This window comes from Bdellovibrio sp. SBM16 (assembly GCF_056175625.1).
Genome location: NZ_JBJKJG010000001.1, coordinates 109861 through 125575 on the forward strand (window position 1 = coordinate 109861; position 15715 = coordinate 125575).

At 43.7% G+C, this 15715-nt stretch carries 14 protein-coding genes; 11 read left to right on the forward strand and 3 right to left on the reverse strand.

Features of this window, described 5'->3' with window-relative positions:
- Positions 1–13 precede the first annotated feature (13 nt).
- Positions 14–691, reverse strand: coding sequence for a hypothetical protein (locus tag AC04MM_RS00470; protein WP_475378351.1), 678 nt, complete (start codon positions 689–691; stop codon positions 14–16).
- Positions 692–803: 112 nt separating this feature from the next.
- On the opposite strand from AC04MM_RS00470, the gene AC04MM_RS00475 reads away from it, so the two are divergent.
- Positions 804–1616: a flagellar basal body-associated FliL family protein gene (locus AC04MM_RS00475; protein ID WP_475378352.1), complete on the forward strand. Its 813-nt coding sequence runs from the start codon at positions 804–806 to the stop codon at positions 1614–1616.
- 78 nt (positions 1617–1694) lie between these two features.
- On the opposite strand, the gene AC04MM_RS00480 is transcribed toward AC04MM_RS00475, so the two are convergent.
- Positions 1695–2963, reverse strand: a complete 1269-nt coding sequence (locus tag AC04MM_RS00480; RefSeq protein ID WP_475378353.1) for a sigma 54-interacting transcriptional regulator — start codon at positions 2961–2963, stop codon at positions 1695–1697.
- A 182-nt stretch (positions 2964–3145) separates the two neighbouring features.
- Between AC04MM_RS00480 and yihA the strand changes: the two genes are divergently transcribed.
- From yihA to AC04MM_RS00500, 4 genes are read left to right on the forward strand one after another with little or no spacing between them, the layout of a single operon-like run.
- Positions 3146–3742 carry a ribosome biogenesis GTP-binding protein YihA/YsxC gene (yihA, locus tag AC04MM_RS00485; protein ID WP_475378354.1) on the forward strand — a complete coding sequence of 199 codons (597 nt, stop codon included), beginning with the start codon at positions 3146–3148 and terminating at the stop codon, positions 3740–3742.
- Positions 3739–4461 (forward strand): 3-deoxy-manno-octulosonate cytidylyltransferase, encoded by a 723-nt coding sequence (kdsB, locus tag AC04MM_RS00490; RefSeq protein WP_475378355.1) that lies wholly within the window; start codon positions 3739–3741, stop codon positions 4459–4461. The genes yihA and kdsB overlap by 4 nt, the downstream gene beginning before the upstream one ends.
- Before the next feature lie 19 nt (positions 4462–4480).
- Positions 4481–6115 carry a CTP synthase gene (locus tag AC04MM_RS00495; protein ID WP_475379026.1) on the forward strand — a complete coding sequence of 545 codons (1635 nt, stop codon included), beginning with the start codon at positions 4481–4483 and terminating at the stop codon, positions 6113–6115.
- Positions 6116–6130: 15 nt separating this feature from the next.
- The gene (locus AC04MM_RS00500; protein ID WP_475378356.1) at positions 6131–7108 is read left to right on the forward strand and encodes a KpsF/GutQ family sugar-phosphate isomerase; all 978 of its coding nucleotides are present in this window, start codon (positions 6131–6133) and stop codon (positions 7106–7108) included.
- Between the two features lie 9 nt (positions 7109–7117).
- On the opposite strand, the gene AC04MM_RS00505 is transcribed toward AC04MM_RS00500, so the two are convergent.
- Complete coding sequence (locus tag AC04MM_RS00505; protein ID WP_475378357.1) at positions 7118–7801, reverse strand: hypothetical protein; 684 nt, start codon at positions 7799–7801, stop codon at positions 7118–7120.
- A 199-nt stretch (positions 7802–8000) separates the two neighbouring features.
- Between AC04MM_RS00505 and AC04MM_RS00510 the strand changes: the two genes are divergently transcribed.
- The 6 genes from AC04MM_RS00510 to AC04MM_RS00535 are packed head-to-tail and all read left to right on the forward strand — an operon-like array spanning position 8001 to position 15709.
- Complete coding sequence (locus AC04MM_RS00510) at positions 8001–8546, forward strand: KdsC family phosphatase (protein ID WP_475378358.1); 546 nt, start codon at positions 8001–8003, stop codon at positions 8544–8546.
- Between the two features lie 30 nt (positions 8547–8576).
- Entirely contained in the window at positions 8577–9287 is a 711-nt protein-coding gene (locus AC04MM_RS00515; protein WP_475378359.1) for an outer membrane beta-barrel domain-containing protein, read from the forward strand.
- 10 nt (positions 9288–9297) lie between these two features.
- A complete protein-coding gene (locus AC04MM_RS00520) occupies positions 9298–10131 on the forward strand; it encodes an outer membrane beta-barrel domain-containing protein (RefSeq protein ID WP_475378360.1) in 834 nt (277 codons plus the stop codon).
- Positions 10128–11729, forward strand: a complete 1602-nt coding sequence (locus AC04MM_RS00525; protein WP_475378361.1) for a tetratricopeptide repeat protein — start codon at positions 10128–10130, stop codon at positions 11727–11729. Before AC04MM_RS00520 ends, AC04MM_RS00525 begins: the two co-directional genes overlap by 4 nt.
- 3 nt (positions 11730–11732) lie before the next feature.
- On the forward strand, positions 11733–14858 hold the full coding sequence (locus AC04MM_RS00530) for a tetratricopeptide repeat protein (protein ID WP_475378362.1): 3126 nt from the start codon (positions 11733–11735) through the stop codon (positions 14856–14858).
- Entirely contained in the window at positions 14858–15709 is an 852-nt protein-coding gene (locus AC04MM_RS00535; RefSeq protein WP_475378363.1) for a tetratricopeptide repeat protein, read from the forward strand. The genes AC04MM_RS00530 and AC04MM_RS00535 overlap by 1 nt, the downstream gene beginning before the upstream one ends.
- Positions 15710–15715 lie beyond the last annotated feature (6 nt).

Below are 15715 nucleotides of genomic sequence, written 5' to 3' on the forward strand. Positions count from 1 at the left end.
TTTTAGAAAAACTCTACTCAGTTTCCCAGCCGACCACGCGGCCGCCTTCGAAATAGACGTAGCGGCGCTCACGTTTGTAGCCGTTGACCGTTGGTAAATCGCGGACGTATTTCCAGCGTTCGTTTTTGTAGATCGGGTTACCGCTGTGTTCAACCTGCGTCGGTTCGCCCCAGCTTTTGCGCACCAGCTCCTGAGACATGCCAAGAGTAATATCCTGTGCTTCGGCCACCGCCATAATATCCGGATTGGTTTTGTCGCGGTTCCATAATTTATTGCGGTTAACCCAGGCCTGGCGGCCCTCTAAAGACGGAATTGTTAAATAATCGATTTTTTCCTGATCGTTGGCAAAAAGTGGTAACACTTTTGAGTAGTTCACACGCTCTTTCGGAGAATCCAAGCCACGCTCGAGCTGGCGCAGTCTACGGCGGTTCATCACATTTTTACGTTCAGTTTCTGATAAGGTCTTTTTCGGGTCTAAACCGAGTTCGTACGCGTATTTTTCCAGGTCTTTATCGGATAGGCGGTCGGGATCCTTTTTCGGATCGGCAAATTCTTTTTGGCGGCCAATGATTTCTTTTTCACGTTCTGTTTCGGCCAGCTCTGGGCGCGCCGCTGTCTTGATCAGGTTCGCACACGATGACAATGATAGTAAACCAATGACTGTTAGGCCTAATAATAAAGAATTTTTCATACTCTTATATCTTAATTTATCATAAGGGGAATGTGTTTGCTTTTTCAATTTTCTGGACGAAGGTAAGAAGATCGCTGGCTTTTAAAATAATCCAAATGTACCCTTAAGGGGCATGTTAGATCTCCTTAATAAACTGAAATTTGGCAAAGGCAACGAATTCGAGGACGAAGAAAAACTCGAAGAAGGTCTGCAGTTTTTAGAAGAGATCTTAAACGAAGAAGATCCCGAGTTCATGAAATCAGTCGGGGAATTAACGATCGAAGACCCACCACCGATCGAACCTGAAGAAGTTGAAAGCGATGAGCCGCCTCGTTCGGCGATGACCCGTTTTAAAGATGCTTATTCAGGTCTGTTTGTGGCGGCAGAAAATCGTTCGCCGCTTCTGGGGCTGCTGCTTAGACCTGTGATGATTCACCGATACCCGAAACAAGCTCTGGGCTTCTGGGTTCTTCTGGCTGGTTTAGGTTATGGCGGATTCAAACTTTACCAAGCGCACTTCTGGCATCAACCGACCCAGCTATTTTTAACATCCTATGCCGCTCTTGGTTTAACCGTGCACGACTACGACATGCTTGAGCAGGTTGAACCGTATTATGATAACGTGCGTTTATCTAAAAATATCATGTCGCTCATAAAGATGACGGCCAATATCCGCCCATCGGCCAATTCTTCGAATAACCCGATGATCTCTTTTGAGATTATTATCCAGGGTGTTTCAAATGACCCGATCGTCGAAATCAAAGACCGTGAAGCCGAATTTCGTGACCTGATCCTGCGGGCTACTGAAGATTTTACTTACGACGATTTGGAGACGGCGACCGGCAAACAACAACTCAGCGATGCCATCTTGGCAAAAATCAATGCGAATTTAACTGACGGTCAAATCCGCAAAGTCTATTACAAAAACTTCGTCATCAAGCCGTAGGCTTGTAATTTGAGTGTGCCGTAGGCTTGTAATTTGAGTGTGCCGTAGGCCGGTGTTTACCTTAGTGCCGAAAAAAAACTACGATTTAAAGTCATTAACGTTAATACCATAGGATTTAATACGGTCATGCAAGGTCGATTTCGGCATTCCTAAATCCAGGGCTGTCAGTTTCTGATTGCCGTGGTTAGCGGCCAGGCGTTTCATGATCATCTGTTTTTCGATTTCGCGGATGACCGATAGCGACTGGGAGCCTACGGCCTGTGGAATCGTGTATTTTCCGTCGGTGGTCGGCATATGCGGGGTTAAGGCTAGACGATCACGTTTATTCAACAGATGGTCGATATGTTCATCCGTGATATAGGCTTTCGGGTAAAGTGCCGAAGCGCGCGCCACTAAATTTTTCAGCTCACGGATATTTCCCGGCCAGTCGTGTTTGCGCAGGCGTACGATGGCATTATAAGAAAAGCGAACCTTCATCTGGCGGGCAAAACAAAACAGTAATTCATCAAAATCTTCGATACGATCTTTTAAACTCGGGACATCGACGGTGATCACATTTAAACGAAAGTATAAATCCGAACGAAATGAGCCTTCCTGAATCTTAAGGCCGATGTTTTGGTGGGTGGCTGCGATAATGCGGACATCAGTTTTGATTACGCGGTCAGAACCGACCGGGCGAATTTCGGCATTTTCGATGGCGCGTAAAAGTTTGGCCTGTAGGCCGTAAGACAGATCGCCGATTTCATCTAAAAATAAAGTACCGCCGCGGGCTGCCTCGAACGCGCCTTTACGGTCAGAGATAGCGCCGGTAAAACTTCCGCGCACGTGACCGAACAATTCACTTTCGATTAACGTTTCGGTAAGTGCCGAACAGTTTACACTTAAAAACGGAGCTTGGCTTCGAAGCGAAGCCTGGTGCAGGTTTTTAGCTAATACATCTTTACCAGTACCTGACGGGCCTAGTAATAATACCGGGTGATCGGTTTCTGCAACCGAACCCAAGGTTTGTAATTGCTGGTTCCATAGTTCGGATTTACTGCTTAACGGAAAGCGTGCCTTGGCTTTTTCTAAATCGTGAATTACAAAATCAGCATAGCCGACCGAAATCAGATCACCGTCGGCCAGAATACTTTCAATAATCTGGGCACTGTTAACAAAAGTACCTTCGGCAGACATCAGGTCTTTGATAAAAAGTTTATCATTTTTGACTTCCAGGCGAAAATGGCGGTCGGAGACGCCGGGCAATTGAACACGAATCGGGCAGCTGTCGTCGCTCCCCACGGTTGTATAAGTGTCGATTTGCCAGCGTTGGCTTGAGCCATCTAATAGTTCCAGTGCGTATTTCATAACTTCCCTTTAAAAATAGTTTGTTTCAAACACGTGTTGGCTTATTTCAAGGGCTGCGCCAGAGCTAAAACCGCTTAAACTGCCTTAAATTTGAATAGGAGAAAGCCTTTTCCGATTTTTTAAAAAATAGGCTAAAAAAATCTAAGATTTGAGAAATTTACCAATTAGTCTTAGTATGGATCATGCCCGTTCAGAAAAAGAAAAAGCACAAGGTCACCTTTATTAAAAGCGGCTTTCTGCCCTCTGATTATCCCGTACATAAAAAGAAAGAAGTCGCTTTCGTTGGTCGATCTAACGCCGGCAAATCTTCATTAATTAATGCTTTAGCCGGATCCGATGTTGCGCACGTATCATCAAGCCCTGGTAAAACACGTTTGCTGAATTTTTTTAATTTCGGTGAAAGTTATGTGTTAGTCGATATGCCAGGCTACGGCTTTGCTTCACGCTCAGGTGATGAGATTCGTGAGTGGACACAGGCCATTGAAAACTATTTAGACCAGCGTGAATGCCTGGCCGGTTTGGTTTTGGTGATGGATGTGCGCCGTGACTGGGAAGAAGAAGAGAAGATGTTAATGCGTTATGCAAATAAGATCGGGCTTCCTGTGGTTGTGGCGATGACTAAAATCGACCGTTTAAATCAAAAAGAATTACGTGAGCGCCTTGCCGCCATCAAACAGCATGCGCATACGGATAAATTATTTCCGGTTTCAAGTACCAACGAACAAGGGTACGACGTCATGGAAGATTACATTTATAAGGAATGGATTAAAGGTTCATGAAAATTATTGCAGTAATTCCGGCGCGCTATGGTTCAACGCGATTTCCGGGTAAGCCCCTGGTACAACTTAAAGGTAAGCCGCTGATTCAATGGGTTATCGAGGGAGCAAAGTCTGCAAAACTGGTGTCTGAGATTTATGTGGCCACCGACGACCAGCGCATTGCCGATGCCGTGACCGCTGCCGGCGGAAACTTTCTTATGACCCGATCGGAATGCCCGACAGGCACGGACCGGATCTTTGAGGCAACCAAGAATTTAATTTTTGACGTGGTGTTAAACATCCAGGGTGATGAACCGCAGATAACCGCTGAATATATTGATTTGCTGGCAAAAGCGTTCATCGATCAACCGGGTCTGGATATGGCCACACTTTCACATCCGATCGCTCATGAAGACATTGAAAACATGAACGCGGTTAAGGTGATTAAAAACGCCAACCAGGAAGCGATTTATTTCTCGCGCTTTGCCATTCCTTATAGCCGCGAAAAGCTTAATGGTACACCAGCGTGTGAAAAACATATCGGTCTTTACGGTTATACAAAAACTTTTTTAAATAAATTTTGCACTAGCGAACAATCAGCGATTGAAAAAGCCGAGAGTTTAGAACAGCTGCGCGCCTTGCATTTGGGCGCAAAGATTAAAGTGCTATCAGTGAAAAAGCCGATTCAGGGCGTGGATACACCGGAAGATCTGGCCAAACTAGAGAAGATGCTATCGTAGGGGAGATACGACTATGAAAATGACGAAAGCTAAAAAAAGAAACCAAAAATTTATCTTTGTAACCGGTGGAGTTGTTTCTTCAATCGGTAAAGGTTTAACAGCAGCCAGTCTTGGTTCGTTATTAGAGTCCCGTGGTTTTAAAGTAACGATCATGAAGTTTGACCCGTACTTAAACGTCGATCCGGGCACGATGTCACCGCTACAGCACGGCGAAGTGTTTGTAACCGATGACGGCGCTGAAACTGATCTTGATTTAGGCCACTATGAGCGTTTTACCAACGTAACCTTACAGCGTTCAAATTCAGTAAGTGCCGGTCAGATCTATGATTCGGTGATTACGCGCGAGCGCAAAGGTGATTACTTGGGGGGAACTGTACAGGTAATCCCGCATATCACTGACGAGATTAAATCACGCGCCTATGAGGCCGCACAGGGCTCTGAAATTGCCATTGTTGAAATCGGCGGAACCGTGGGCGATATTGAAGCGCAACCGTTTTTTGAAGCTATTCGTCAGCTGCGTTTGGATTTAGGTGAAAATAATACCGCGTTGATTCACGTAACCTATGTGCCGTACATCGCGGTGGCGGGTGAGTTAAAATCAAAACCAACCCAGCACTCGGTTAAAGAATTACGTCAGATCGGCTTACAGCCGGATTTCTTGGTTTGCCGTTCTGAAAAAGAAATCGATGACAACTTAAAAGCAAAAATCGGTTTGTTCTGCTCAATCAATAAAGATCATGTCATTTCGGCGCAAGATTCTAAGTCGATCTTTGAAGTTCCTATTAAATTGTACTCTGAAAAACTAGATGAATTAGTTTGCGCAAAACTTGCGTTAAAGAAAACTAAGGCTGATGTTTCAGGCTGGCAGAAGATCGTTAAGATTCAGAATAACCCAAAATCCACTGTCAAAATCGCCGTTGTGGGTAAGTATGTGGATCTTAAAGAGTCGTACAAGTCATTGCATGAATCATTGATTCATGGTGGTTTAGCTAACCAGGTTAAACTTGATATTAAGTACGTTGATTCAGAAAAATTAACCTCTAAAAACGTTAAATCAGAACTGGGCGACGTATCAGGTATTTTAGTTCCCGGTGGCTTCGGCTCGCGTGGTGTTGAAGGTAAAATCACAGCCATTCAATACGCGCGCGAAAAGAAAGTGCCATTCTTTGGAATTTGCTTTGGTATGCAGTTAGCGGCGATCGAATTTGCCCGCAATGTTTGCGGTCTGCACGATGCCACTTCGCGTGAGTTTATTGGCGAAGGTGCCCGTGGCGGCAATGTCATTATCGATTCAATGGTAGAACAACGTGGCATTAAGGATTTAGGCGGCACCATGCGCTTAGGATCTTTTGCCTGTAAGCTGTTTCCTAAATCATTAGCGAACCGTGTTTATAAAAAGAACGTGGTGCAGGAACGTCACCGTCACCGTTTTGAATTTAACAATAAATACTTAGATCTGTTTTACAAAAACGGTTTGCGTGCGACCGGTATTAATCCGGATCGTAATTTGATTGAAATTATCGAAAATGCGAATCACCCTTGGTTTATCGGGGTGCAGTTCCATCCGGAATTTAAATCTAAGCCGTTAAATCCACATCCACTATTTGCAGCTTTTGTTAAAGCCAGCAGCGGAAAAAGAAGTAAATCGCGCTAATTGAGGGATCTCGCTATGTCGAAAATTATTGAACGTGGGCAAAATGTTTTAAAGTTAGAAGCTGAAAGTATTTTAAACCTGGTTGCTAAAGTTAACGGTGAATTTGAAAAAGCTGTCGAGTTAATCTTAAGCTGCAAAGGCAAAGTCGTAGTCACCGGTATCGGTAAATCCGGTCAAATCGCACGTAAAATCGCGTCGACTTTGTCTAGCACTGGAACACCGGCCTTATACCTGCACCCGGCCGAATCAAGCCACGGGGATTTAGGTGTGATCGGAGACCAGGATTTAGTAATCGCCCTTTCTTATGGCGGCGAGACAATTGAGTTAAACCACGTTTTAAATTTTATTTCCCGTCGTGATATCAAGATGATTGCGATGACCGGAAAACCTGAAAGTTCACTGGCGCAGTCGGCGACCGTGCTGATCAGCGTGGCCGTTGAGCGTGAAGCTTGTCCATTAAACTTAGCGCCGACATCGTCATCAACTGCAATGCTGGCGATGGGAGATGCTCTGGCGATGGCTGTACTGGAAATGCGCGGCTTTAAATCCGAGAACTTTGCTGAATTTCATCCGGCAGGTTCTTTAGGTGCAAAACTTTTAAAAGTAAAAGATGTCATGAAAACCGGTGCGGCGCTGCCGTTTGTAACACCGGATACGTCGATGAAAGAAATCTTAACGAAGATGACCCATCAGAGCGTGCGCGGGGCCGCCGGGGTAATTGATGCCAGCCAGAATCTGGTGGGCATTATCACCGACGGGGATATCCGCCGCTTCTTAGAAAAAAACCAGAATCCATTTCAGGCGTTGGCAAAAGATGTGATGTCGCATAACCCAAAGACCATCGACGCATCAGAACTGGCCGAAAAAGCCTTATTTTTAATGGAGCAATTCCGCATTCAGATGTTAGTGGTATTAGATAAATCATCAGCAAAACCACTTCAACCTGTAGGTATGTTAATTTACCCAGATCTCCTCGCCGCGAAAGTTAGGTAGGCCTACCGATTAGAAGTAGGTCGAGATACCGACGACGGCTTGAATGCCGGTTGTGGTGACATCGCCTGTGGCTGGGCTTGTGCGGGACCACGAGAACACTAAGCCGCCGCGGATACAGTGGTCATCACTGATACCGTACCATTTAGCAAATGGACCAACGGTTAAACCCATTGTGTTAAATGCATCAGCATCGCCAGCCTTTGTCTGTGCGAAGACAAACTCAGCATCACCTGAAAAAATTAAATCTGTGCCGATAATATTAGGCTGAAAGTTGTATGTACCAAAGCCACCTAAGCCCCAGGTGTAAGTCGGTTTAACACTGCCGGTTTTTGTGTAATCGAGCGCAAATAGCGGGCCGTATTCGTATTGTTTTTTATTCCAGCCGAATTTCAAAGTTGTATCGATGTTCAATACCGACTGCGCCCCGGTAGTATCAGCTTTTGTGTTAGATAAAGTGAAATCCAGACCGATTAAATAATTTCTTGAGCCCTTACCAGAAGCTACCGGATCGAGAGAGACTTCGCCATCAACTTTTCCGACCGCGTAGCTTTCGCCGACTTTCAGTTTTTCGCCAGTTTGAACTTCAACGATCGCGCGATTACCTTTAACCTGAATCACGTTAAGTTGTTGGGCTTCTACGAACGAAGCAAATAGAAACATAACTGTTGTCATCATTGAAATTTGTAGTTTCATGTTGTCTGGTCTCCTGATTTTTTCATTGTGCAAGACACCTGAATTATTGGGAAATAAAAAAATCCCCGTAGACGATCGTCCAGTTAAGTCAGCATTTACTCTGTAAACAATGTTACATAAGTCTTGTTCGCAGGACTAAGGTCTCTCTTAAGAGTGTGGACCAGTTGCCCATGCAGCTTTTATTTTTAACAATTAAAGAGTGGGAATAGATGTACAAAAATTAAAGAATATTAAGATGTTAGTTTTAGACGTTGACGGAATCTTGACCGATTGCAGGCTATGGATGGATTCCAACGGGCAGTGGAAAAGAATTTATTCTGTTCGTGATGGTGTTGGCATCAAAGCCTTGCTGGAAAACGGTTACAAAGTGGCAATCATCACCGGTGCCACGGCCGAAGACGTTCGTTCCCGCGCTAAAATGTTAGGAATTTCATACTTTTACGAGGGCGCTCTGAACAAAACCCCTCCGTTTGAAGACTTGCAGAAGCAATCCGGCATCTTACCGAGTGAGATGGCTTACATGGGAGATGACTATTTTGATATTCCACTACTTAAAGCAGTTGGTTTTGCCGCCACAGTGCCGGATGCAATGGAAGAAGTTCTTGAGACAGTACAGTACATCACCAAACGACCGGCCGGAAACGGTGCTGTTCGTGAAGTAGCAGATTTTATTTTAAATTACGGTTTTTACTCCAAAGAAAGTCGTGTTGATTTTACAAAAAGTCGTGCCGGGGGCACGCAATAAACAGTCGTGCTGGAAGCATGCGGAGAAACAATGAAGCAAATAATAAACATGATGTTTGTTCTATTTTTCACAAACCTTGCGATGGCTGCTGATGCAGTCGATGTACCGCTTGATGAGCTGGCGCAAGAGTCGGTTTATCCTGTGTTCGATCACCCGCAAAGCGTGAAAAACCGTACAGTCGCAACTGCAGGCCGTATCGATGTCGGCATTTTCGGTGGTTACGCTTTGACAGAGCCGATCTATGATACGGCAAAATTCGGGGTGGCAGCGAACTATCACTTTTCTGAGTTGCATTCATTAGGATTAATGTTCAGTCAGAACAGCAGTGGTCTTTCAAAAGATGCCCAAGGGTTAAAAGATGCTCACAATCTTGATTTTAACCGTGCCCCTAAGCCAACAAACACGACGATGCTGGATTACAACTATAAACCGTTTTACGGAAAGCTTTCTTTTTCTAAATTAGGTGTAATCAACACCACGATTTACGGTTCGGCCGCTGCCGGTATGGTGGCTTATGAAAATAAATCTTATCCAGCTGTAGCGGTTGGGATGGGCGAAAGATTTTACTTTAATAAATCTTTATCGTTAAAAGCAGATTTGCGTTTATTTGTGCACCAGGCGCCGATTCCGTTTAAGCGAGGATCGATGTTAACCAGCAATCCGGCCCCGGCTCTGGATTCATTTGATGAACGTATTACTTACACGACCAATTTAGAAGTCGGCTTAAATTATTTATTTTAGAGGTGATAAAGTGAAATTAAATTCTTATTTACATTTAATTTTAGTAGCATTGTTGGCGGCACCTCTGGCACAAGCACAACAAACTTTGGATGACGAAGATGTTATCAGCGTTGAAGGCATGTATTCAAATCAGGCTCCGGCTAAAGATGAAAAACAGCAGGAAAACGAAGCTCTGCCTGCGCAGTTAAAGCAACAGCCGCAGCAATCGGTTGATGTAAAAGACTTAAAAGATTTAAACCGTTTAGCTCCGTTCAGTGAAGTTTCGGTTATCCAGAAGAAATTTATGCCAAAAACCCAGCGCTTTCAGTTATTCGCGGCAGGGTCGGTCATGACCAATACACCTTGGTATAACAATTTCGGCGCTAAACTTAATTTCAGCTATAACTTTACGGAAACCTTCGGCTTAGAGCTTAGTTCAATGTTCATGACGAGTTCGCAACGCGAATCTGCAAAAGAGATCAAAGAACAGCACGGTTTAGAGGCCGAGCAGTTCGTCTACACCAAAAGATATGTCGGCGTAGATTTAGTATGGAGCCCGATCTACGGAAAAATTTCGGCTTTAGATAATAGCATTATTCCGTTTGATATGTACTTTGCGGTCGGTGGCGGAACATCATCGACTAACTCGCAAGAGGGTGATGTGCCAACCTTCCATTTTGGCCTAGGTCAGATTTTTGCCCTGTCAAAATCAATGGCCTTCCGCTGGGATTACAGCTTTAACACTTTTTCTGCAACGCCGGTTCAGCCGCAGGCGGCCAACTCACCACCGGAAAAAAGTGGTTATAACGACTTAGTTTTATCTGCGGGATTCAGTTTCTTCTTTCCGGAGGCTTCATACAGATGATTAATTTAAAAACAACCTCATTATTTGTAGCAATCGCTTTAGCTTTTACCACAGTAGATTCGGCTCAGGCGCAAACCAAGAAGCAAGCTGTGCCGAAATCGTTTCAGCGTAAAGCGGCTCCGAAAGTCTATTCGAGTTCTAAGAACAATGTGGCGCGCAACCAGATTCAGGCGGCAATTACCCAGTTTAAGAACGGAAATTACCAGTCGGCAGCAAACACATTGTATGCGCTAACCAAACGCCGTGATCTGTTGGCAGAACGCCCGCAGTTACGCCTGTATTTAGGCGAAGCTTTAATGGAGATGAATCTAAATCAAACAGCAGCGTTTCAGTTTGTTGATTTGATTAAATCCGGCGACGGCCGATTTACCCGCCAGGCGATTGAAAAATTATTGATCGTAACTGACAGATTGGGTGATGAAACACTTTTAAACTACGCAATTCAAAGAATTGACGTATCAAGTGTACCGAGTCAGCACCGTGAAATGCTTTACTACCGCTTAGGTGAGATTAAATCGGCAAACGGTGATTTTGCAGCAGCAGCTCAGTCATTTGCTAAAGTAGGTCCACAAAGCCGTTATTACTTCAATGCACTTTATGAGTTAGCACTAGCACAAGCCGAAGCAAGACAGCCTGAACTGGCGATTGCAACTTTTAAAAAGTTATTAAATGTGCGTGATAACGCTAAGGTCACAGACACCAATAAAGTAGCTGCCATGATGGGTATTGCACGTTCGCTGTACCAGAAAAAAGACTTTGAAGGCTCGATTGATATGTATTCAAAAATCCCGCGTGACCACGTAATGTGGCATGATGCGATGTTTGAAAAAAGCTGGGCTATGTTGCGTGCAGCCCGCTTCCGTTCGGCATTATCTAACTTTCAATCCCTGCACTCAAGTTACTATGAAGACTTCTTTATCCCGGAATCGTTGTTATTACGTTCAATCGTCTACTTATATATCTGTAAATATGACGAGATCGAAAAAGTGTTAAGCTTGTACGAAAGACAATACGGTCCGGTGCAAACAAGTATTGAAAACTTCATGCGTACCAAAACAGCTCCTGAAAGCTATTACTCAGAAGTTGAAAAAGCGTACATCATGAGAAAAGAAGAAGATGTTACCAAGAAAACCATTTTACCTTTAAAAGTAGTTAATAAAATTTCTCAGGAAGGTAACGTCCGCCGTTCTTTGGCCTACATCAAAAAGGTAGTTGAAGAGAGACGTTTAGTTGAAGAAAACCCGGCTCTTCGCAGCTCTGCGGTTGGTCAGTACGCTCTTAAAATCTTAAATAACCGTTTAAAAGGTGCCAAAGCCTTAACGGGTGATATGGTTAAGGCGCATTTAGAAAACATGAATACTGAACTTAAAGATTTACAGGAACAGGCAAGTTTGATCCGCTACGAAATGATCAACGGTAAAAAAGAGACGATCAAAAAACGTATTGCCGGTAAAGACTTAGCCGATCTACAGGTTGACGACAAACAGGACCGTTCTTTCTATGTTAAAAACGGTTACGAATACTATCCGTTCCAAGGCGAGTACTGGTTAGATGAAGTCGGTAACTATCACTATCTTGGAAAACAAAGCTGCGAGTAATTTATGAAAAAGATGATTCATTGGCTTATATTTATAATTGCAACAATAGGGATTCTGGTAGCCAAGGCTGAGATTGCGCACGCGCAAACGAAGAAAAAAATGACCGTGGGTGAGCTGTTAAGCAAAGTCCGCGATGACAGCCGTGGCGGTAAATTAGAGTCAATGAAGAAGAATGAGACAGCGGTTCCTGAATCGCAGTTTAACTTCAAACAGCAAACCAACCTGCAGGTGGTTAAACCGCCACGTTCAACTGAAATCTTAAAATTTGAGCCAGGTGATGACCACGCCGAATACGAGCGCACTTTAGACCGTCAGATCCAGGAACTATACAAGCTGACAAAAAAGTTTGAAAACAGCCCGAACCGCGGAGAGTTATGGCTGCGTTTAGCTGAATTGTACGTCGAAAAATCAACTTTGGTTGATGCCCGTAAACAAGATCAGTACGACGCGCAATTGCGTAACTTTCAAGAGGGCCGTACAAAAGTTAAACCTAAATTAGATACCAAAGAGTCGCAGGCCTACAACCGCCGTGCGATTCAGCTTTACGAATGGTTTTTACGTGATTACCCGAACGACGAAAAAGTCAGCCAGGCTTTATTTTTCCTGGGTTATAACTACTTTGAGTTAAATGAGCCTTCAAAAGGGGCGCAATACTACGATCAATTGACCCGTCGTTACCCGAATTCTCCGTTTGTCGGCGAGGCGCATTTTGCCTTAGGTGAGTACTATTTTGAAAGCGAAAAATGGGCCGATGCTTATAAAGAGTATTCAAAATTGATCAAAGATAAACGTCATCGTTTACACTCGTTTTCTTTATACAAAGGCGGCTGGTGTCTGTACCGTTTAGGCCGTACTGAAGAAGCGATCAAATACTTAGACTTTATTATCAAACTAGATGACAGCTCATCACGTAAAAAGACTATCCGCCGCAGCAAGCTTGAGAATGAAGCGCTACGTGATATCGTGGTGTTTTTCTCGGATATTGCTGATACCAAACGGGCGGTTAATTACTTCAGAAGCTTAGGTCTGCCTGATGCCAATAACTACATCGAAAAATTAGCTTATTATTATGCTGATAAAGGCGGAAAAGATGCATCCCGTGATGTCTTCCGTTTATTGATCAGTGATGACCCGACGTCGAAAAAAGCTTTCGAATACCAGTACCAGATTGTACAGAATTACTTTTACTCGAAAAATTCACCGCAGTTTAAAGAAGAGCTATACAACTGGATCAATAACTTTAAAAAAGATTCGCAATGGGCTGAACGTAATAAAAATGACCAGGCGTTCTTGGATAATGCTTATAAACTTCGTGAGCAAACATTAAGAAATTATATCTTACAGCAGCATCAGACGGCCCAGAATTCACGGGCTCCATACTCACGTAAGTTGGCGCAGGAAGGTTACGAAATTTACTTCCAGGAATTCTCGGATTCGGAACAAGTTGCAGATATGCACTTTTTCTTTGCCGAACTTTTATATGATATGAACAAGTTTGAAGAAGCTTCGACCCATTACTTATGGGTGGCTGAAAATGCACCTAAAAGTAAGTACGGTGCAAAAGCTGCGCAAAACTTATTATTAGCTATCGAAAAAGCCTTACCTCGTGACGAGGAGTTAGCAAAACGTAAAGGTGATTCGATTGAGCCGATTCCTCTTGATCCGCGCGTTGAGAAGTTCTTAAAATCTGCGCAGTGGTACACTGAAAAGTTTCCGAACACGGATAAAATGGCCGAAATCAAGTTTCGTATGGGCCGTTTATACTACCAATCAAACTATTTTAACGAAGCTGAAGTGATCTTTAAAGAGATCGTGGCGAAATACCCTAAGACTAAATACTCAGAGTATTCGGCAAACTTGCTTCTTGATATCTACAATCTTAAAAAAGATTTCGTAGGTTTAGAGAAAATGGGAACTGAATTACTTCAGAATGAATCTATTTCTCAGTCGAAGGCTGGCGCCGATATCCGTAACGTTTTAGAACGCGCAAGTTTTAAAAAAGGTCAGGATTTAGAGGTTGAGAAAAATTACTTAGCTTCAGCTGAACAGTTTCAGGCCTTCGCGCTGCAAAATCCAAAATCTGAACTGGTATCAATGGCTTTATTCAATGCCGGGGTTAACTTTGAGCGTTCTGGTAAAAACTATGAAGCGATCCAGAACTACAAAAAAACCATGACAACGAATGATAAAAATTCTGCGACAGTTAAGCCTAAAGCACAAAAGTTACTGGCTAAGCTTTATCAGGATGCCGGTCAGTTTGAGGAGTCAGCCAAGCTTTTCAAAAAAGCGGCTAATGATAATCCGTCTGATCCGTTAATGCCGAACTACTTATTTAATGCGGCAGTTATGTATGAAGCCCTTGGTAACAATAAAGAAGCGATCAGCACTTATAACGAGTTTTTAAAAGTAAACAAATCAGGTAAAGAAAGTTCTGAGACGTTGTACAATTTAGCTGAGCTAATGCGTAAGTCAAATTCTTCGGGCTGGCAGGGCAAATACCGTGAGTATGCGGAATCATCAGCAGACAGTGCCAAACGTGTGGCCGCATTCTACTGGGCCGGCCGCGATCACGAAAATAAAGCAATTGCCGTTTTTAACAAGCTGAAACAATCAGAGCGTTCAGAAGCTGCGAAATACATCGCTAAAATCAAACTGCGCAATGCCGGCGAGTTGTATAATGAATTAGTCGGTTTAAAAATCCCGGCAGATCCAAAGAAGCAGAAAGATATTGTTGATAGAAAGTTAAGTCTGGTTGCTAAAATCGGTGAGATCTTAACTGAAACGATCAAACTGGATTCTGCGGATGAAATCGTATCGGCATTAGATTTATTAGGTGCGACCAATGAGCATATCGGCTCTGCGATCATTAACGCTCCGATGCCATCAGGTTTTAACGATGAACAGAAAAAACAATACATGGCCGGAATTGCTAAGATCGCCGAACCATTTTTAAAGAAGGCTGACGATTCGTTCAAAGCAGCGGTTGAACGCGGCCGTGACTTAGATGTTTATAACGATGCCTACAAGCACGCACTAGCGCAGGCAGCGGCCAAAGACAGTAAAGGTTTCTATTCAGGTTCAGAAATATCGTCAGAGTCACGTCTGATCCAATGGGTGGGGGATAAATAATGAAACTGCAGATTTTAATTCCGACATTGGCGATGCTGTTGTTTATGGTGGGCTGTGCCTCATCGGAAAAACAACAGGATTCAACTCCAAGTGAAGTAACGGATGCATCGAGTGGCAAGGTCTCGGCTGACTATGCACCAAACCGAAACGCGAAAAAAGCCAATGGTTCGGCGGCTGGCGGCACTTCTGCCGGTGATCGTTTAACCGAGGCGGTACGCAATCAGAATGATGAGGGTATCTCGCAGGCTACAACCGAGATATTAACCCAGAATCCGAAGGATTTACGCGCTTTAAATGCGCTGGCGATGGTGTACTACAAGCGTGGACGCTTCGAGGCTGCAGAGTATCTGTTAAACAAGGCGCTGGCTGTAGACAATGACCGCTCAGAACTTTATTCGAATTTAGGTTTAATCAAAATGGCCCAAGGTGAAAAGCGTGAAGCGATTCAGGCTTTTCGTAAAGGCTTAAGCGTTAACAGTCAGGATGCGGTGATCGGTGCAAACTTAGGTTCGATCTACGTGAATGAAAAAGATTATTCGAAAGCCGAATTAGCTCTGGAAATTCCGTTTCGCAAGGGCACGAAAGATGTAAAAACTTTATCGAACTATGCGGTGGCCTTAACGGGCACCGGTAAGCACGATAAAGCCGAAGATATTTATGAAAAGTTAATGAAGGATAATCCGGGTAACCGTGATATTATGTTAAACTATTCAATCTTGTTGATTGAACATAAACAGAAATATCGTGAAGGATTAGATCTTATTAACAGACTAAAGTTTGTAGGTGCGCCTTCAGAATCCAGAAATCTAATAAAAGATTTGGAATCAAAGGCAAAAGCTGGTTTAAAATAGTATGAC